This window comes from Congregibacter brevis (genome assembly GCF_045689245.1).
GTDB classification, from domain to species: domain Bacteria; phylum Pseudomonadota; class Gammaproteobacteria; order Pseudomonadales; family Halieaceae; genus Congregibacter; species Congregibacter brevis.
This window is the reverse complement of sequence record NZ_CP136865.1, coordinates 2,449,567-2,467,252: the sequence shown is the minus strand read 5'-3', so window position 1 is coordinate 2,467,252 and position 17,686 is coordinate 2,449,567. Positions and strand designations below refer to the sequence as shown.

General features: G+C 54.5%; 16 protein-coding genes. 6 read left to right on the top strand and 10 right to left on the bottom strand.

All coding sequences use genetic code 11. From position 1 onward, the window contains the following. Positions 1-27: 27 nt before the first annotated feature. Complete coding sequence (locus R0137_RS10830; RefSeq protein ID WP_407326433.1) at positions 28-1,506, bottom strand: glyceraldehyde-3-phosphate dehydrogenase; 1,479 nt, start codon at positions 1,504-1,506, stop codon at positions 28-30. A gap of 238 nt (positions 1,507-1,744) precedes the next feature. Between R0137_RS10830 and mfd the strand changes: the two genes are divergently transcribed. Together mfd and R0137_RS10820 are read left to right on the top strand one after the other, a co-directional pair. Next, positions 1,745-5,140 carry a transcription-repair coupling factor gene (mfd, locus tag R0137_RS10825; RefSeq protein ID WP_407326432.1) on the top strand — a complete coding sequence of 1,132 codons (3,396 nt, stop codon included), beginning with the start codon at positions 1,745-1,747 and terminating at the stop codon, positions 5,138-5,140. Continuing rightward, positions 5,127-6,395 carry a CsiV family protein gene (locus tag R0137_RS10820; RefSeq protein ID WP_407326431.1) on the top strand — a complete coding sequence of 423 codons (1,269 nt, stop codon included), beginning with the start codon at positions 5,127-5,129 and terminating at the stop codon, positions 6,393-6,395. Before mfd ends, R0137_RS10820 begins: the two co-directional genes overlap by 14 nt. Before the next feature lie 8 nt (positions 6,396-6,403). Here the strand turns inward: R0137_RS10820 and R0137_RS10815 are convergent, their stop codons facing one another. Next, positions 6,404-7,141 (bottom strand): S-methyl-5'-thioinosine phosphorylase, encoded by a 738-nt coding sequence (locus tag R0137_RS10815; protein WP_407326430.1) that lies wholly within the window; start codon positions 7,139-7,141, stop codon positions 6,404-6,406. Beyond that, positions 7,138-8,235: a mechanosensitive ion channel family protein gene (locus R0137_RS10810; RefSeq protein WP_407326429.1), complete on the bottom strand. Its 1,098-nt coding sequence runs from the start codon at positions 8,233-8,235 to the stop codon at positions 7,138-7,140. The genes R0137_RS10815 and R0137_RS10810 overlap by 4 nt, the downstream gene beginning before the upstream one ends. A 244-nt stretch (positions 8,236-8,479) precedes the next feature. On the opposite strand from R0137_RS10810, the gene R0137_RS10805 reads away from it, so the two are divergent. Then, positions 8,480-8,797, top strand: a complete 318-nt coding sequence (locus tag R0137_RS10805) for a DUF6763 family protein (protein ID WP_407326428.1) — start codon at positions 8,480-8,482, stop codon at positions 8,795-8,797. Positions 8,798-8,899: 102 nt separating this feature from the next. Beyond that, a complete protein-coding gene (gene lexA, locus R0137_RS10800) occupies positions 8,900-9,502 on the top strand; it encodes a transcriptional repressor LexA (RefSeq protein ID WP_407326427.1) in 603 nt (200 codons plus the stop codon). A 162-nt stretch (positions 9,503-9,664) separates the two neighbouring features. On the opposite strand, the gene R0137_RS10795 is transcribed toward lexA, so the two are convergent. The 4 genes from R0137_RS10795 to R0137_RS10780 form a co-directional block, all read right to left on the bottom strand. Next, on the bottom strand, positions 9,665-9,919 hold the full coding sequence (locus R0137_RS10795) for a hypothetical protein (RefSeq protein WP_023659592.1): 255 nt from the start codon (positions 9,917-9,919) through the stop codon (positions 9,665-9,667). Between the two features lie 84 nt (positions 9,920-10,003). Further along, entirely contained in the window at positions 10,004-10,495 is a 492-nt protein-coding gene (locus R0137_RS10790; RefSeq protein WP_407326426.1) for a hypothetical protein, read from the bottom strand. Positions 10,496-10,498: 3 nt separating this feature from the next. Continuing rightward, positions 10,499-13,219 carry a type I DNA topoisomerase gene (topA, locus tag R0137_RS10785; RefSeq protein WP_407326425.1) on the bottom strand — a complete coding sequence of 907 codons (2,721 nt, stop codon included), beginning with the start codon at positions 13,217-13,219 and terminating at the stop codon, positions 10,499-10,501. A gap of 129 nt (positions 13,220-13,348) precedes the next feature. Next, positions 13,349-13,807 carry a hypothetical protein gene (locus tag R0137_RS10780; protein ID WP_407326424.1) on the bottom strand — a complete coding sequence of 153 codons (459 nt, stop codon included), beginning with the start codon at positions 13,805-13,807 and terminating at the stop codon, positions 13,349-13,351. A 152-nt stretch (positions 13,808-13,959) separates the two neighbouring features. Between R0137_RS10780 and R0137_RS10775 the strand changes: the two genes are divergently transcribed. After that, positions 13,960-14,391, top strand: a complete 432-nt coding sequence (locus tag R0137_RS10775) for a universal stress protein (protein ID WP_407326423.1) — start codon at positions 13,960-13,962, stop codon at positions 14,389-14,391. A gap of 38 nt (positions 14,392-14,429) precedes the next feature. Here the strand turns inward: R0137_RS10775 and R0137_RS10770 are convergent, their stop codons facing one another. Then, positions 14,430-14,747 carry a glutaredoxin family protein gene (locus R0137_RS10770; RefSeq protein ID WP_407326422.1) on the bottom strand — a complete coding sequence of 106 codons (318 nt, stop codon included), beginning with the start codon at positions 14,745-14,747 and terminating at the stop codon, positions 14,430-14,432. Between R0137_RS10770 and R0137_RS10765 the strand changes: the two genes are divergently transcribed. After that, on the top strand, positions 14,746-15,528 hold the full coding sequence (locus R0137_RS10765; protein WP_407326421.1) for a TrmH family RNA methyltransferase: 783 nt from the start codon (positions 14,746-14,748) through the stop codon (positions 15,526-15,528). The genes R0137_RS10770 and R0137_RS10765 overlap by 2 nt on opposite strands. Before the next feature lie 14 nt (positions 15,529-15,542). Here the strand turns inward: R0137_RS10765 and R0137_RS10760 are convergent, their stop codons facing one another. Continuing rightward, positions 15,543-16,718 (bottom strand): vWA domain-containing protein, encoded by a 1,176-nt coding sequence (locus R0137_RS10760; RefSeq protein WP_407326420.1) that lies wholly within the window; start codon positions 16,716-16,718, stop codon positions 15,543-15,545. A 23-nt stretch (positions 16,719-16,741) separates the two neighbouring features. Then, the gene (locus R0137_RS10755) at positions 16,742-17,587 is read right to left on the bottom strand and encodes an AAA family ATPase (RefSeq protein ID WP_407326419.1); all 846 of its coding nucleotides are present in this window, start codon (positions 17,585-17,587) and stop codon (positions 16,742-16,744) included. Positions 17,588-17,686: the final 99 nt, after the last annotated feature.

Sequence of the window (17,686 nt, the reverse complement as noted above, 5' to 3'; positions counted from 1 at the left end):
TCGAAAACTCGCCGAGACCTCCAAGATTCAGGCTTGTTTGGGATAGACGGCGTAGTTAACCCCCGCCATACGCTCCATTACGCGGTATACCTGGCAGCTATATCCAAACTCGTTGTCATACCAAAGGTACATAACAGCCTGATTTCCACTCACGATTGTCGCTTGAGCGTCATAAACACAAGCCGTTCGCGATCCGACAAAGTCAGAAGACACCACCTCCGGGGAGTTCGAGTAGTCAATCTGGCGTCGCATGCTTGAATGCAGGGCCATATGACGCATGTACTCGTTCAGAGTCTCAGCGTCCGTCTCGTCTCTGAGTGTCAGGTTCAAAATAGCCATAGACACGTTGGGTGTAGGTACCCGAATTGCATTGCCCGTGAGCTTTCCTGAGAGCTGCGGCAGTACTTTAGCCACCGCCTTTGCTGCGCCAGTCTCAGTAATTACCATGTTCAGCGGTGCACTGCGGCCCCGACGATCGGCTTTATGATAATTATCGATGAGATTCTGGTCATTGGTATACGCGTGGACGGTCTCTACGTGACCATGCAGAATCCCAAATTTGTCATCGATCGCCTTCAACGGCGGAACAATGGCATTGGTTGTACACGATGCGGCAGAAATAATGCTGTCGCCTGCCGCGATGTCGTTACTGTTTATGCCGGCTACGATGTTTTTGATATCGCCTTTGCCCGGCGCCGTCAAAATCACCTTCGCCGCACCCTTGGATTTTAGATGCTGAGAGAGGCCCTCTTCATCGCGCCATACACCGGTGTTATCGATAATGATCGCATTGTCGATTCCGTACTCTGTGTAATCGATTGTGTCCGGCGAGCTGGCATAAATGACCCGGACCTCGTTGCCATTGGCAACAAAGCTTTGCCGCTCTTCATCGACACGAATCGTTCCCTTGAAGGCACCGTGAACAGAATCCCGACGCAAAAGACTTGCGCGTTTCTCAATGTCGTTGGGCGCCTTGCCCTTTCGCACAACAATCGCACGCAGACGGAAAGCTTCGCCGCCCGCAGCCTTATCGATAAGAATCCTCGCAACCAGTCGACCGATGCGACCAAAACCGTAGAGAACCACATCAACTGGTTCCTGAACTGCGGAGTTATCGCTCTCGAGGAGGTAGCTGAGCTGCTCACGCACATACTCGTCAACACTCAGACCCTCGCCATGATTCTTGTCGTAGTAATTTACCGCCAGACGGCCGACATCAATGTGCGCTGGACCTAAGTCCAGTTTGCTCATCGCGCTCAGTACGGGATGGGTTTCGCGCTCAGACAGCTCGTTCCCCTCCACCTGTCGGACGTAACGATGCGTTTTCATGAGCTCCAGTACCGAGGTATTTACCAGGGAGCGGTCGTAGCAAAAGCATTTGACGTTCTTTTCACGGGCCAGACGCCCCACCAGGGGGATGATGTCTTCAGCCAGCGCCTCGCGCTCTTTCCAATCCTTGAAATAGTCGTCCGGGCGTGGTCTCTTGCGTTCCGTCACGGGTCTCATTCCTTTTGTGGCGCGCGTTGGCGCGGTAATAACTGTGCATTGATTTCAGCCGCGCATTATCCTCGCGCGCTCCCACGCCCGCAACATGACAAATGTTGACCTCCTCACAGTTTGGATGCCCAGCCTACCTCGCTCTACAATAGGCGCCCTTACCCTGCTGGCTAGTCCCATCGCTATGTTATTCGCACCAATGCTGGGCTCCGCCCCCTGGCCCTCAAAAACTGGCTCGCGTACCGCAATGGGTCCGTTTTACGGAAGCACAGCGTCCCTGTGTATTGCCGAACTGGCCCGAGAGCAGCGTTTGCTCGTGGTGTTCACGGAGGATACGGCACAAGCACAAATGCTCGCTCGAGAGTTACCGTTTTTCCTACCGATGGGCTGCGAGGTTCTGCAGCTCCCGGATTGGGAGACCCTTCCCTACGACAACTTCTCGCCACATCAGGACATTGTTTCCGAGCGACTAAGAACCCTGCATCGGTTGCCGAGCACGAAAAGCGGCGTGCTGTTGCTGCCTGTGGCGGCGCTGATGCAGCGACTGCCCCCTCGGCACTACATCGAAGCGAATAGTCTTCTTTTGCAAGAAGGACAATCTCTGGACTTTGAAACACTGCGTGCCGCGCTTTCCAAGAGTGGATACCGCTCTGTCGACACGGTCTACGAACACGGCGAGTTTGCGGTCCGCGGTTCACTCATGGACATCTACCCCATGGGCAGCAAGCTGCCCCTGCGCATCGATCTCATGGACGACGAGATCGATAGCTTGCGCTGCTTCGACCCCGAGACCCAACGCACGATCGAAAAGCTTACAAGTGTTGATCTTCTGCCGGCACGAGAATTCCCCTTGGACAAGCCCGGGATCAAAGCCTTTCAGCAACGCTGGTATGCACGCTTTGATGTTGACCACGATCAATGCCCGGTTTTCACCGAGTTGAGTGATGGGCGGGCACCGGGTGGGGCGGAGTATTATCTGCCGCTCTTTTTTGATACCTGCGAATCCTTGCTCGATTACCTCCCGGCAAACGCGGCGCTCGTCACGCTAGGAGAACACTACAGTGCCGCGTCTCGATTTTGGGAAGAAGCATCTCGACGATTCACAGACTATGGGGTCGACCCTCGCCGCCCATTGCTCTCTCCCGCGGAACTTTTCATGCCTGTCGAGGAGCTCTTTCAGTCATTGGGAAAGCACGCAGTCCTTGAGCTGCGACCCAACGCCGAGGCGCCGGCGCATATAACTACCAGCACTGAACCGCCTCCTCAGCTTCTTGATGGCGAGAACGAGACCGGGCTCGCCACCCGACTCCAAACTCTCCTGAAAGGTCATAGCGGCCCAGTCCTGCTGTGCGCCGAGACCGAGGGCCGGCGAGAGATACTTCTGGAGTCTCTCGGAGAACCGCCACTGGAAGTCTCTAATTGGGACGAGTTCCTACGTTCTGACGTGGACTTTGCCCTGGCCGTTGCCCCTATTGATCGCGGCATCAATCTGGGCCCCACGTCACCCATGCTGGTTACGGAGACACAGTTGTTCGGTGAACGTGTCGCGCAGCGGCGTCGGCGTCGTGGTCGCGATGCTCTCGATCCCGAAGCAATCTTCCGGGACCTGAATGAACTCCGGGAAGGTTCACCCGTCGTGCACGCTGAACATGGTATCGGGCGCTATGTTGGCTTAACGCACCTGGACGTCGACGGCAGCGCGGCGGAGTTTTTAACCCTGGAATACGCCGATCAATCAAAACTCTACGTACCCGTCGCTTCACTGCAACTGATTAGCCGGTACGCGGGCAGTGACCCGGAGCATGCACCTCTGCATCGACTGGGCTCCGAGCAATGGGACAAAGCCCAGCGAAAGGCCAGGGAAAAAGCCAATGACGTGGCCGCTCAGCTTCTTGAAGTCTATGCGCGGCGTGAAGCCAGAGAGGGTGTGCAGTTCACCAGCCCCGAAGGAGACTATGAAAAGTTTGCCGCAGGGTTTCCCTTTGAGGAAACTCCCGATCAGGCGGCTGCCATTGATGCCGTAGAGGAAGATATGTGCGGCAAAGGCGTTATGGATCGCCTTGTCTGCGGTGATGTAGGTTTTGGCAAAACCGAAGTGGCCATGCGCGCGGCATTTATCGCCACCGCCAATCAGCGTCAAGTAGCAGTCCTGGTACCCACTACCCTCCTCGCCCAGCAGCACTACAACTCCTTCCGGGATCGCTTTGCCAACTGGCCGGTTAAAATCGAAGTCATTTCACGCTTTCGCGCAGCTTCCGATACCCGAGAAATCGCCAAGCGACTGGAAGCTGGGGACGTAGATATTCTTATTGGCACGCACAAGCTGATACAAAGCGATATCAAGTTTGCTGATCTTGGCTTGTTGATCATCGACGAGGAACACCGTTTCGGTGTGCGTCAGAAAGACAGCATTAAAGCGCTGCGGGCGGAAGTCGATATTCTTACGCTGACAGCAACACCGATTCCACGAACGCTGAACATGGCGCTGGGAGGCATGCGCGATCTATCGATTATTGCAACGCCGCCAGCGAGACGACTCTCCATCAAAACCTTTGTCCGAGAGCACGATCACGGCCTGATCAAAGAAGCCGTACTGCGCGAATCCCTTCGCGGCGGGCAGGTGTTTTACGTCCACAATGAAGTGCGCACCATCGAGCAGCGAGCGGAATCTCTCAGAGAGCTTTTGCCGGACCTGTCTGTTGCAACTGCTCATGGGCAGATGCATGAAACTCAGCTTGAACGAGTGATGTCAGACTTTTATCACCAGCGTCATCACATACTCGTCTGCTCTACAATTATAGAAACAGGCATCGACATCCCGAACGCCAACACTATTATTATAGATAGAGCAGACAAATTTGGCTTAGCACAGCTGCACCAGTTGCGAGGTCGGGTGGGACGTTCTCACCACCAGGCTTATGCGTATCTACTTTGCCCGCCCGTGTCCGCGATGACCACAGATGCGAGCAAACGTTTGGAAGCGATCGAAGCGGCGGGTGATCTCGGCGCAGGCTATCAACTGGCCACCCACGATCTGGAAATCCGCGGCGCGGGTGAGCTTCTGGGCGATGAGCAAAGCGGCCAGATCCAAAGCGTCGGCTTTGCCATGTACTCCCAGCTTTTACGCCAAGCCGTAGAAGCCCTTCGTCGCGGTGATATCCCCGACGTGGATGCACCGCTCCAAGCTGTTACCGAAGTGAACTTGCACAGTCCAGCGCTCATCCCTGACGATTACCTGCCTGATCCTAATATGCGCTTGATTCTCTATAAGCGTATCGCCGCTTGTGACAATGATCTGGCACTGCGTGAAATGCAGGTTGAAATGATCGATCGCTTTGGGCTCTTACCGCCGCCAGTGAAAGGCTTGTTTAGCACCAGCTCACTCCGCTTGCTGGCGCAGCGATGCGGTATAAAGGCACTAGAGCTTGGAGATACTGGGGGACACATCGACTTTATGGACAATACCAACGTGGACCCGCTGCAACTCGTTACCCTGGTGCAAGAGCACCCCTTACACTATCGGCTTGCAGGCCCCACGCGATTGCGCGTTGACCGGGCTCTGCCCGATGTGAAACAGCGAGAAGAACTTGCCAGAGAATTGTTGCAACGATTGGCGGGAGACGCATTGAATGAAGCGGCCTAATAACTTCTTAGCAAGCTTTCGCCTGGCCCCTGATTCGCTTTCAGGCTCTGCTCCGGGCAATCTTCTAAGCACCCTTTTCGGCGCTGCTGTCAGTGCTTTTTTCAGTGTAAGCGCGTCAGCAGAAGTGCCAGACGAGCTTGCGGAAAACTGGTATCGCACAGAAATCCTGATTTTTGTGCGTGAAGACGCCGAGAGCCGTCGTTCAGAACAATGGGAGCCCTTGCCAGAGCTGAACTACCCCGAACGCTATCAATACCTCATCGACCCCGCAATGGCAGACCGTCGGCTTCAAGAAAGCTTGGGCTACGAGAGCATCGTTGATGGGCGAGGCAGACAAGCTCTCCGGGTGCCCGCGCCCATCGAGGAAGTCCTCGATCACTCTCGACCAGATGCCATTACCGTCCCCCTACCCGAGCCGGATGTTCTGTTACCGGCTGACGAAGCGACCATTGCGCTGACGGTAGACCCCAACAATCCAAACCTGGATCCCAACGAACCACCGATCGACCTTGAGAGCCCCATCGTCAGCCTGCCCTATGAGTTACTTAGCCGAGATAGCCTCGAGTTTCGTACTCAAGCCAGAAGCTTGCGGCGGAGAGGTGAACGGGTTGTTTTTCATGGTAGCTGGTGGGCGCAGCTAAACGAGCAGGATGAAACACCTTCGCTAATCATTGACCGATCGGGAGACATGGATAGCACCGATTGGCCGGCGCTCCAGGGCAGCCTCAAAGTCTATCGATCTCGCTATCTACACCTAGTCCTCGATCTGTGGCTCAACACGCTTGGTGAATACCTGCCCGAGGGCTGGCAGATTGACACACCACCTCTCTCCCCCGCTTCGCTGGTCGTACGAACCCTCAGTGGCAAGAACATTGATCCTTGGACGCCCGCCACGGTCGTCCTCCCAGGCGAAGCCAGCTTAGGCCAAACTGTCGACAACTCCACTGACGTGAGCACAGACAACGAAACTTTGGATGAAGCAATAACAGACGCAGCAACAGAGTTAGAAGACGAAGAAGCCATACCTTCTTATCCCTGGCGTCATGCGATTGTTCATCGTCAAACCCGCCGAATGCGCTCGGGCGAGACACACTATCTGGATCACCCTGTGATTGGTGTCATAGTAAAGGTGACGCCCATGAGCGACGAGGCTTTGCCACTGGTTACCTCTGACATGCGGGAGTTTCGCGAACGCCATGCGTTGCCTGTAGAGATTTTGCAAGTAGAACCTGAAGCAGAAGACGAGAACGACTGAGCCACGGCTTATTGCTTCAAAAAAGCCTCGAGCAAGTCAACAAATAGCGCGGTTTCTGACAGTAGCGTCGCTCGAATCGCATCCATAGAAATTGGCGCATCGTTGATCCCCGCTGCCGCATTAACCACCATGCAAACAGCTGCGTAGGGGATCTCTAGTTCCCGCGATAACGCCGCTTCAGGCATACCTGTCATTCCCAGGAGATCGCATCCATCCTGGAAAAAACGCTTCACCTCGGCTGCCGTTTCAAGTCTTGGCCCCTGAACAACGCCCATAACCGCACCGTCGATATAGGCAACACCCGCATCATCCGCCGCTCGTATGATTTCCCCTCGCAGCTCCTCATCGTAGGGATGTGTAAAGTCTACGTGCTGTAAACTTCCGCTACTGCCGTCGTCAAAGCTGTGCTCGCGCCCCCAGGTATAGTCGATCAACTGATGGGGAATAATTAGCTTCCCCGGCATCATTGACGGGCTAATGGCGCCCACGGCATTAGCCGCAAATATCCGCTCCACCCCCATCTCTCTCAGCGCCCACAAGTTAGCGCGATAGTTCACGAGGTGCGGGGGAATAGGTCCTCCGCTGCCGCCATGCCGATGGAGAAAAAACAACTTCCGGCCGCTTAGTACACCCTCTTCGATGGCCATCGATGGCCGACCATAGGGAGTATCCACGGCATGAGACGCCAAAACTTCTAAGCCCTCAAGTCTATTGAGCCCAGTGCCGCCAATAAGCCCAATACTCACGATCCCATCGCCTCATCGGGACTCTGCACGTGCAATGTACGCGTGGGAAATGCAATGTCGGCGCCATGCTCATGGACGATGCCCAAAACTTTCATCAGGACATCTTGCTTTACCCCGTGGTACTCAACCCAGTTCGTCGTCCGCGTGTGGCAGTACAAAAAGCAATCCAAAGATGACCCCCCAAAGGATTCGAAATTCACGATGATAGTCTGGTCCGTATCAATCGCATCGTGGCCGTTCAACATCTCGCGTACAGCATCTACAACGGGCCCCACACTGCGGCTATCCTCGTAGCGCAACCCGAACTTTTCATAGATACGTCGATTGAGCATCCGCGATGGGTTTTCAATCACGATTTGACTAAACACCGAATTAGGAACGTACAGCGGCCTCTTATCGAAAGTTCGAATCCGCGTCACTCGCCATCCAATGTCTTCTACGGTGCCTTCAAGTGCACGGTCCGGAGAGCGCACCCAGTCCCCAATGGTAAAGGGACGATCCATATGGATACCCAACCCACCGAAGAAATTGGCGAGCAAGTCCTTCGCCGCAAAACCAACGGCAATGCCCCCGATGCCCCCAAATGCCAGCAGCCCTGATACAGAAACACCCAGCGTCTGCAGAAGCATCAGGACAGTAACTAACCACAGGGCGACACGGAGGAGCCGTGCGGTTGAACGTACCGTGGCCTTATCGACAGAGGTACCGTCGGAGAATTTCGCAAGAACCACCTGCTCTTCGACGTTGGTAATCAAGCGATGGAGAAACCACGGTACGAGAAGCACTAAGGACGCATGGAGCGTCGTTAGAGCGACTCCCCTGACGGAGGCTAGCGCCGGTAATAACGCGAAGAGCAGTGTTAGTAGTAGCAGCCACCAAGCCAGCTTGGCAGGTGCAATGAGCGCAACGACAAAGGCGTCGTCCCACTGCTGCTCGGATTGCTGGGCCAGCCGATAGAGCCGCCGGAGCAACATTCCGATGATCCATTGGCCAAGCAGCGCGATGAGCAACAGACCCGCCACAGCCACCCAAACCCAAGGAAGGTTCAAGCTGTTGGCAATGTGCGCAAAAGCGACGGTGAGCTGTGATTCCATGTCGATCCTGACTCGTTTTTAGACTATTTGAGCATGTAGAAATAGCCGTTAAGGCAGCTAAAGTATAACAGCGCCAGAGCGACCTCAGAGGTTTGTTGCAGCAGCAAGCCCAAGTGTTTGAATAGCCAAGCATCATCCCAAAGCGGCAAAACTCCCAGCAATAAGTGTCACGCTCGGCTGACATTTTTTCGGGCTGGCATCTCAGTAAATTGCTGATAGTTTTATCACTCGTGGGAGAAAAACTATGAGCCAATTTGTTCCAAAACTAGGCCGCTGGTACCAGGATAAAGAAAGCGGCCAGCTGTTTGAAATTGTGTCCCTGGATACCGACGAAGCAAACGTTCAAGTTCAATACTTGGATGGCGAACTTGCCGACTTTGAGTTTGATGTCTGGGCTGAGCTGAAACTACGCACCGCTGCAGCACCGGAAGACTGGCGTACAGCGTTCGAACTTGATGATGTGGATGAGAGCGATCCCGACGCAGCCATGCACCCACTCCAGTGGGCAAGCCCGCTATCAGACATAGAGCCCGACACGATATTGGCCCTTGAAGAGTTTTAGGCCTTAGCAATACAAACCTAAAGTCTGGCCCCGCACATACCGGTTGCCTCAGCCCTTTTACTGTATATAATCACAGGCACTGTACATATTCACAGGTGCCCTATGCTTAAGCTCACCGCCCGCCAGGAACAAGTTCTGGACGTTATACGTCGCCACATTGGCGACAGCGGCATGCCCCCGACGAGAGCAGATATTGCAAAAGAACTGGGGTTCAAGTCGGCTAATGCTGCTGAGGAGCACTTGAAAGCCCTCGCCCGCAAAGGCGCTATCGAAATCATTCCAGGGGCATCGCGAGGGATCAGGCTGCCTGAGGAAGCGGGATTGCCTATAGTCGGTAAAGTTGCTGCCGGCGAGCCTATTCTCGCCTCAGAGAACATTGAGGAGCACTGTGCGGTGGATCCCTCCATGTTTCATCCCCCCGCTGACTATCTACTTCGCGTGCAGGGAGACAGCATGATCAAAGTCGGTATTCACGACGGAGACCTTCTGGCAGTGCACAGCACGCCTGTTGCCGATAACGGCGCGATCGTCGTGGCGCGTATAGATGATGAGGTGACCGTTAAACGCTTGAAGCGAGGCCGCGATAAGCGCCACCTGGAATTACTTCCCGAAAACGATCAACTCTCGCCTATCAAGGTAGATCTCGCAGAGAGCGACTTTGCGATCGAAGGCCTGAGCGTAGGGATTATCCGAAGGTCTGTTTAGTGATTGCAGAGCCTGCGAACCAGATCTGCACCGGCAGGGCCTTCCAGTAAGGGCTTGCGAGACAGTCGAGGTTTAGCCAAGCCCTGCGGCAGGGTCTGGGAGAAGCTTGCTTTGACGCCGCCTGCTTTAAGCAGGCGGCCCCACACCGAATCAGAGAAGGAATCAGTGAAGAATGCGGGGGGCGGTTTGGGTGGGCTCCGTCTCTACTTCGACGTCCGTCTGCTCGGCTACTTGCGCAGCCGCTTGGATACCAGCCTGAATCATGGCTTTCGCCACTTCAAGTCCCTGATCCATTATGTACATTCGGGTTTCGTCGGAGAAACTGATGGTCACGAGGGGCTCGCTGTCGTCATCAGCACGTTGTAGAACAATGTCGCCATCACCGAGATCCACGATCTCGAGCAAAGATGTAGGCACGCAATAACCTCTAATTGAGAGATGCAACAGAATGGTAGCAGCCCTTCTCCCTCCCTCACAAGTCGAGTCCAGGGCCAAAGCTCCTCAACACTCGGACAAAGAATCGTCCATGCGCGCCATAATTGCAGTCAAAGCGTCCGTCCAAGCCAGAGCCACGGCGTAACCCAGAGGCTCTCTGTCACTCACTAAAAGTCCTTGTGCGGGCTTCGCGCTCTCATTACTAACGTGGTAGACATGACTTTGATCGTCGTCATCAGACAGCATTTGAGCAAGCCAGCCACTCGTCTCTAACTGCGCGAACTCTGCGATCTCCGGACTAAGCGCCTTCCCCGCCTCGGGCTTAGGGAGTTCCTGAGTACTTTGCGGACGCACTGCTTTGGCTGAGTCTTCAACGCCCGCGAGCGACAAGAGGAACCAACCATAGGCCTCTATCAGGTGCCCTCTTAACGCAGGCAGGAATCCATCGATAAGCGCCGCATCAGCATGGCGCTCCTCGCCTCGCATGTGATTCCATGCCTCCAACAGAATCCGAGCGCGATACAAGGCCCGGTTAGCTTCGCCTCGTGTCCGAGCCATGATCTAGGACGCCGGAGAAGGTTTTGCCTTCGCTTTTGTCTTTGTCTTGGCTTTCGTCTTTGCTTTGGCTTTCGCCTTGGTTTTGGGCTTTCGTTTTGGCGGCTCTTCTATTTGCCAGCGTCCACCGTCGTGGAAAGCCTTCCAACCAGTCGCCTTGCCGTCCACCTCAGTCATTACATATTGCTCTTTGGTCTTTCGGCTGTAACGAATCTGCGCAGGATTGCCGCTGCCGTCTTCGACCGGAGCATCAAACAAGAAAGTATATTTTGGATCGATTTCGTCCCTGTGGGGCAGCAACTCTTTCACCAGAGGAGCGCGCGTCTCCCGGTGTTTCGGGAACTGGCTTGCAGCCAGAAAGAGACCTGCCGCGCCGTCGCGCAACACGTAGTGATCCTCTACTTTGTCGCAGATGAGCTCAGGCATCTGCACTGGATCCATCTTCGGTGGCGCAGGCTCGCCGCTCCGCAACAGTTTGCGGGTGTTCTTACATTCGCTATTGGTGCAACCAAAGTACTTACCGAAACGCCCTGTCTTAAGCTGCATTTCGCTACTGCACTTATCGCATTCCAAAGTAGGGCCGTCGTAGCCCTTAATTTTGTACTTACCCAGCTCGACCTCAAAGCCTGAGCAATCAGGGTTGTTACCGCATACGTGTAACTTCCGTTCCTCGTCTATGAGATAGCTGTCCATGGCCGCGTTACAAATCTTGCAGCGATGCTTGCTCCGCAGCAATCTTGATTCGGCCTCATCATCCGCATCGGCGTCTATGACTTCGTCGCCTGGAATCAGGTTGACCGTCTCCTTGCAGCGCTCTTTGGGTGGCAACGCGTAACCGGAACAGCCCAAAAACACCCCAGTACTTGCGGTCCGAATCTGCATTGGCCGTTCGCAGACCTTGCAGGGAATATCGGTCATGGTGGGTGCATTGGCCTGCATGCCATCGGGCTCAGGAAGCTCCGCGCGCTCTACCCGTTCTTTAAACTCGTTATAAAAGTCGTCCAACAATTGCCGCCAATCCAGCTTACCGTCGGCGACGGAATCAAGGTGCTCCTCCATCCCAGCGGTAAAGCCGTAGTCCAAAAGATCGCTAAAGCTGTTTTCGAGGCGGTCCGTGACTATTTCGCCCATTTTCTCGGCATAGAAACGGCGGTTCTCGAGGCGAACATAACCACGATCCTGAATCGTGGAAATGATAGACGCATAGGTCGAAGGCCGTCCTATTCCCCGCTTCTCCAGCTCACTTACGAGTTTCGCCTCACCGTAACGCGCGGGCGGCGCTGTGAAATGCTGAACGGGATCTAGCTTGAGCAAAGAAAGCTCATCGCCCTTGGAAAGGTCTGGCAGCACCGTATCTTCGGCTTTACGTCCCTGAGGTGGCTGCACACGGGTATAACCGTCGAAGCGGACGATGCGACCGCGGGTCGTAAGATGAAAGTCTCCAGCACTCACCGTGATTGTTGTCGAGGTGTATTCAGCCGCAGGCATCTGACCGGCCACAAACTGACGCCAGATCAGTTCGTAAAGACGCTCCGCATCACGCTCCATATTCTGCAAATGCCCCTGCAGAACGTTCACATCCGATGGACGAATCGCCTCGTGCGCTTCCTGCGCATTGTCACTGGAAGAATAGCGAGCCGCTTGCTCGGGCAGGTACTCCTTGGGGTAAGCACTCGTAATATAATCCCGACAGGCCTGCACCGCATCCGCGCTAAGATTCGTGGAGTCGGTTCGCATATAGGTGATGTAGCCCGCTTCGTAGAGCCGCTGAGCCAACATCATGGTCTTTTTCACACTGAAGCTCAGGCGGGTGCTCGCCGCCTGCTGAAGGGTCGAGGTAATAAACGGCGCCGGTGGCTTCGAGCGCGTAGGCTTATCTTCACGGTCGCTAACAACGTAATCCGCCTCAGCAAGGGCGTCTCGCGCCGCCATGGCATCCGTTTCATTGTTTGGGCGAAACTTTTCACCGCGCAGACGTTTCACTTCAAAGCGTGCTTTTTCGGCCGCCTTGGTTTCGAGATCCGCGTGGATCTCCCAGTACTCCTCGGGGACGAATGCACGAATCTCTCGTTCGCGCTCAACGATCAAACGTACCGCCACAGACTGCACACGTCCTGCGGACAAACCCCTAGCGACCTTGGCCCACAACAATGGCGACACCATGTAGCCTACAACGCGATCCAGAAAGCGCCGCGCCTGCTGGGCATTCACCCGCGCTTGATCTATGCGCGACGGTTGGGAAAAAGCATCCTGAATTGCCTTTTTGGTGATTTCATTGAAGACCACTCGTTGATAGCGGTCGTCATCGCCGCCAATAGCCTCACGAAGGTGCCAGGCAATGGCCTCTCCCTCGCGATCGAGATCCGTTGCGAGGTAAACCGTATCGGCGTTTTCGGCTAACTTACGCAGCTCCGAAACTACCTTTTCCTTCCCCGGCAGGATTTCGTAGTTCGCTTCCCAGCCTTGGTCAGGATCAATACCCATGCGACGAACCAACTGCTCGCGTGCCCGTGTTTTTTTCTGCACGGCCTTTTGCTCGGGCGACATTTTCCGTGTCTGGGCCGCCTTTGCAGCGCGCTCTTTTGCATCAGTCGTTTTGGCGGACCCTGCCGTGGGTAGATCACGGATGTGACCTACGCTGGACTTAACCACAAAATCGTTGCCCAAGTACTTATTGATAGTCTTGGCCTTTGCGGGGGATTCGACAATGACAAGGGATTTACCCATAGGGGTTGTAGGCCTGTTCTTAGTAAATGAACGTTAATCGTTGTCTACAGCGCTAATCCATAGCGACAGAAACGATCGAAGGGGCGCATATATATAGCTCCGCCGAGGCTCGGTCAAGGGAATCGATGATCAGGACGACACAAGATCGTCCCGCCAGCACTCCAATAAGGCGGCGAATTCGCGCACCAAATCCTCATCTCCTTGCTCTTGCCAAAATATCCCACAACTCTCTTCGGACACCGCCACTGCCTGTACAGAAACCGGCAAGCTCTCGGTAATGACCGGAGCCGAAAGCCTGCCTGACACGCTTCGCCATTCTTGTTGGTCGCGGTACCAAGCTCGCCGCTCTCGCGGCCTTTTTCGTGAGGCTGGCAATCTCAATCCGTAGTAGAGCACCTGACGCTCACTCGCGGACAAACGTGCGAGACGCTCAGCTCCCAAAGGTAAATCGCGGAACTCAACAAACAAACCTGCGAGCGCCGCGCACTCGCGAAGCTGGGCCTGATGTTTTTGGCGCTTCGTTGGCATGAAATGCCAAAGTGGAGCAAGCGCCAACAGTAAAACCAGCAAAATAATGGCGTATCCCACATAAAACTCCCGCTTTCTATTGATCCAGTCGATGTTTTCGACACAAATCACTGTGTTATAAATAAATCATGATCAGGCGCATGCTATCAGCAGTGGTAGTCAACGCCATCACAAAGGATAGGATTGGAAACAATCAAACGTGGAGAGAGCCTATGTCCAATTACAGTAAAATTCTCATGGCCGTCGATCTCAGTGAAGACTCAGACACCGTTGCAGAGCGCGCGCTGGCGATCGCCCGAAACAACGACGCGGCATTGCATATCATCCACGTTATTGAACCACTAAGCTTTGCCTATGGTGGCGATATTCCCATGGACTTCTCAGGAATACAGGATGAGATTCATCAGCAAGCGGATCAGCAGTTAGAGAAATTTGGCACGAAGCACGGCGTCGAAAAAGATCGCCGGCATGTCGTACTGGGCCGCCCCGAAGTAGAGATTCACACTCTGGCGGAAGAGATGGGCGCGGATCTCATCGTAGTAGGCAGCCACGGCCGTTACGGTTTGGCGTTACTGATGGGCTCCACAGCAAACGGGGTTCTCCACGGCGCCCCTGTTGACGTTTTGGCTGTTCGGGTTGGCTAAAAGTCTATTGCAGTCGCGGGAGATCACCCTTGGCGCTGCTAAGATTGAGCCGCGAGCCCCGATTCGTTAAGAAATGCAACGAGCGCAGGCCCATCGAACGGCCAGCGCAGCTCACATAGAGCATCCGTTTCGCTTGCCTTGGGCAGACTAAGTACGGGGATTAGCCAGCCATACTTCTGAAAAAGCGCATCGTCGTTGGCAATATCCACAACCTGCCAGCTAAGGAGCGGGAGAGTTCCCTTCACCACCCTCAGCAGCGCCTCCGCCTCTTCGCAAAGGTGGCAACCCTCGGTGCTATAGAGAATCAGGCTCACTTCGTCCATCATTCGGCCTACTTTGGTACGCGAGCTTAGCATGGGTGACAACCGCAAACCGCAGCGACAGGAAAGACGACGCTTTCTCACGGTCTACGGACGCAACGCTGTTCTGGAAGCACTTGAAGATCCAGAGATGGACTGCCGGATCCTGCACTTGGCAAAAAGTAACCGCAGCGGTGGTGTCGTCAAAGAGATTCAACGCGCCGCGCAGTCACGAGGTCTGGACTATCGCGAGCACAGTCGCGAAGAATTAGCGCGTATTTCACGCAATGGACGCCAGGATCAGGGTGTGGCACTGGATGTTTACTGCCCCGCGATGCGTGAGCTTGACGACTATCTCACGACCCTGAACATCCACAGCGACGCGCCCCAACGCCTTCTGGCCCTCGACGGCGTCACTAACCCCCAAAACATGGGAATGGTGATTCGCAGCGCTGCCGCAGCCGGCGTCACTGCGGTTCTCTATGCCGATCGTGGTAACCCTGCGCTAGGTCCATTGGTCATCAAAGCCAGTGCAGGAACCGTGTTTCGTGCCCCGCTATTGCGCTGCCAGAGTATTACGCAAGCCAGCAAAGCTCTGTGCGACTCAGGTTTTGAGTTGTACCGGATGCAGGCAAAGGGCTCACGCAGCTTGTTCGACGGCCAGGGGTTTTCAAGCCGCGCCCTTTTTGTTCTCGGCGGTGAGTCCCATGGGATTTCAAAGGAGCTCAGTGAGCTCCCTGGAGAGAATCTGTCGATACCTATGCAAAACGGGGTGGAGTCCCTTAATGTCGCTGTCAGCGGCGCTCTCGTGGCTTACATTGCATCTACAGGTAACTGAAACACTCCGCCCTGCTAACGGGACAAGTATGTCATCGCGTCTTCCAGGCCCTTAAGTGTCAGGGGGTGCATCCGCCCTTCCATAAGCTGGTGAGTAATCGTAATAGACTGCGTGTACTCCCACTCTTCCTGAGGAACAGGATTGATCCATACCGCCTTGTCATAAGTTTCCAGAACGCGACGCATCCATACCTCGCCACTCTCCTCGTTCCAGTGCTCTACGGAACCACCAGGCTGCATGATTTCGTAGGGGGACATAGAAGCGTCACCGATGATGATCACTTTGTAGTCGTGGGCGTACTTATGCAGAATGTCGAGCATGTTCGTGCGCTCGGCGTGCCGGCGTACGTTGTTTTTCCACACGCTTTCATAGAAGAAGTTATGGAAGTAAAAACTCTCCATATGCTTAAACTCTGTACGCGTTGCCGAAAATAGCTCTTCGCAAACACGCACGTGGGGATCCATAGAACCGCCCACATCAAAGAACAACAACACTTTCACCGCATTGTGCCGCTCCGGCACCATACGAATGTCCAACAGCCCGGCATTTCTCGCCGTAGAGCGGATAGTGTCATCCAGGTCCAACTCATCGGCAGCACCGTTGCGTGCAAACTTACGCAGGCGGCGAAGTGCCATCTTGATGTTTCGGGTACCCAGCTCCACGCTGTCGTCGAGATTTTTAAAATCCCGACGATCCCAAACCTTCACCGCCTTGCCGTTACCCCCATTGGGGCCGACGCGAATACCTTCAGGGTGGTAGCCCTCTTGCCCAAAGGGCGAGGTACCCCCAGTGCCGACCCACTTGTTGCCGCCTTCGTGTCGTTTCTTCTGTTCTTCCAGGCGTTTCTTGAATTCTTCGATGAGTTTCTCGAGCCCCCCAAGAGACTCGATTTTCTCTTTCTCTTCTTCCGACAACTGCTTCATAAACTCGCTACGCAGCCAGTCATCCGGAATCATCGCCTCGATCACATCATCGAGATCCTGAAGCTCTTCAAAGTGCGCACCGAACGCCTTGTCAAAGCGATCGAAGTACTTCTCGTCCTTGACTAAACAGGTGCGACTAAAGAAATAAAAGTCATCCGCACTACCAAAGGCCACGTGTTTAGTGAGGCCTTCGTAGAGATCCAGAAGCTCCCGAGTGGTGACGGGAATCCCCGCGTCACGAAGAGAACTGAAGAAATTTATCAACACGCCGTAACCCTCGTCTTCGTCGCTTAACGCGTCTCTCGACGATGCATAAATGCAAGCCGTTCAAGGAGGTGTACATCCTGCTCGTTCTTCAGCAGCGCACCATAGAGTGGGGGTATGGCCTTGGATTGATCCCTCTCTCGAAGAATTTCATCGGGGATATCGTCCGCCATCAACAGCTTGAGCCAGTCAATGAGCTCCGACGTGGACGGCTTCTTCTTAAGACCCGGAACGGAGCGGAGATCAAAAAACACTTCCATCGCTTCTTGCACCAGAGTCTGGGTGATCTCCGGATAGTGCACATCAACGATACGCTGCATCGTGCTCTTGTCCGGGAAATTGATGAAGTGGAAGAAACAGCGGCGTAAGAACGCGTCGGGCAGCTCTTTCTCGTTATTACTGGTGATAATAATGATGGGACGACGAGTCGCTTTGATAGTTTCGCCGGTTTCGTAGACAAAGAACTCCATACGATCGAGCTCAACCAGCAAGTCATTAGGAAACTCAATGTCGGCCTTGTCTACCTCATCGATAAGCAGAACCACCTGCTCTTCAGCGGTAAACGCCTCCCAGAGCTTACCTTTCTTGATGTAGTTTTTGACGTCGTGAACTTTATCGTCACCCAACTGGGAATCCCGTAGACGGGATACTGCGTCGTACTCGTATAGACCCTGCTGCGCCTTGGTGGTGGACTTGATGTGCCACTGAATCAGGGGCATTCCCAGGCCGCTCGCAACCTCTTCCGCAAGCATGGTTTTACCCGTGCCTGGCTCCCCCTTGATCAACAGGGGGCGCTGAAGAGCGACGGCCGCATTGACGGCCATACTCAAATCTTCGGTCGCTACGTAACGCTCAGTACCTTCAAACTTCATTGACGGGGCTCCACTTTGAGAAAACTGATATCAACAACTAGCCAGCCGTTGACGAGTAATAATTAGGGGCGCAAGAGTACCCAACTGTACTAAGGCGCG

Coding starts and splice junctions, on each gene's coding strand:
- R0137_RS10805 (WP_407326428.1), top strand. CDS start 8,480: ATGAGCCAATTTGTTCCAAAACTAGGCCGCTGGTACCAGGATAAAGAA.
- mfd (WP_407326432.1), top strand. CDS start 1,745: ATGGGTCCGTTTTACGGAAGCACAGCGTCCCTGTGTATTGCCGAACTG.
- R0137_RS10755 (WP_407326419.1), bottom strand. CDS start 17,587: ATGAAGTTTGAAGGTACTGAGCGTTACGTAGCGACCGAAGATTTGAGT.
- R0137_RS10810 (WP_407326429.1), bottom strand. CDS start 8,235: ATGGAATCACAGCTCACCGTCGCTTTTGCGCACATTGCCAACAGCTTG.
- R0137_RS10830 (WP_407326433.1), bottom strand. CDS start 1,506: ATGAGACCCGTGACGGAACGCAAGAGACCACGCCCGGACGACTATTTC.
- R0137_RS10765 (WP_407326421.1), top strand. CDS start 14,746: ATGGGTGACAACCGCAAACCGCAGCGACAGGAAAGACGACGCTTTCTC.
- R0137_RS10775 (WP_407326423.1), top strand. CDS start 13,960: ATGTCCAATTACAGTAAAATTCTCATGGCCGTCGATCTCAGTGAAGAC.
- lexA (WP_407326427.1), top strand. CDS start 8,900: ATGCTTAAGCTCACCGCCCGCCAGGAACAAGTTCTGGACGTTATACGT.
- R0137_RS10790 (WP_407326426.1), bottom strand. CDS start 10,495: ATGGCTCGGACACGAGGCGAAGCTAACCGGGCCTTGTATCGCGCTCGG.
- topA (WP_407326425.1), bottom strand. CDS start 13,219: ATGGGTAAATCCCTTGTCATTGTCGAATCCCCCGCAAAGGCCAAGACT.
- R0137_RS10770 (WP_407326422.1), bottom strand. CDS start 14,747: ATGCTAAGCTCGCGTACCAAAGTAGGCCGAATGATGGACGAAGTGAGC.
- R0137_RS10820 (WP_407326431.1), top strand. CDS start 5,127: ATGAAGCGGCCTAATAACTTCTTAGCAAGCTTTCGCCTGGCCCCTGAT.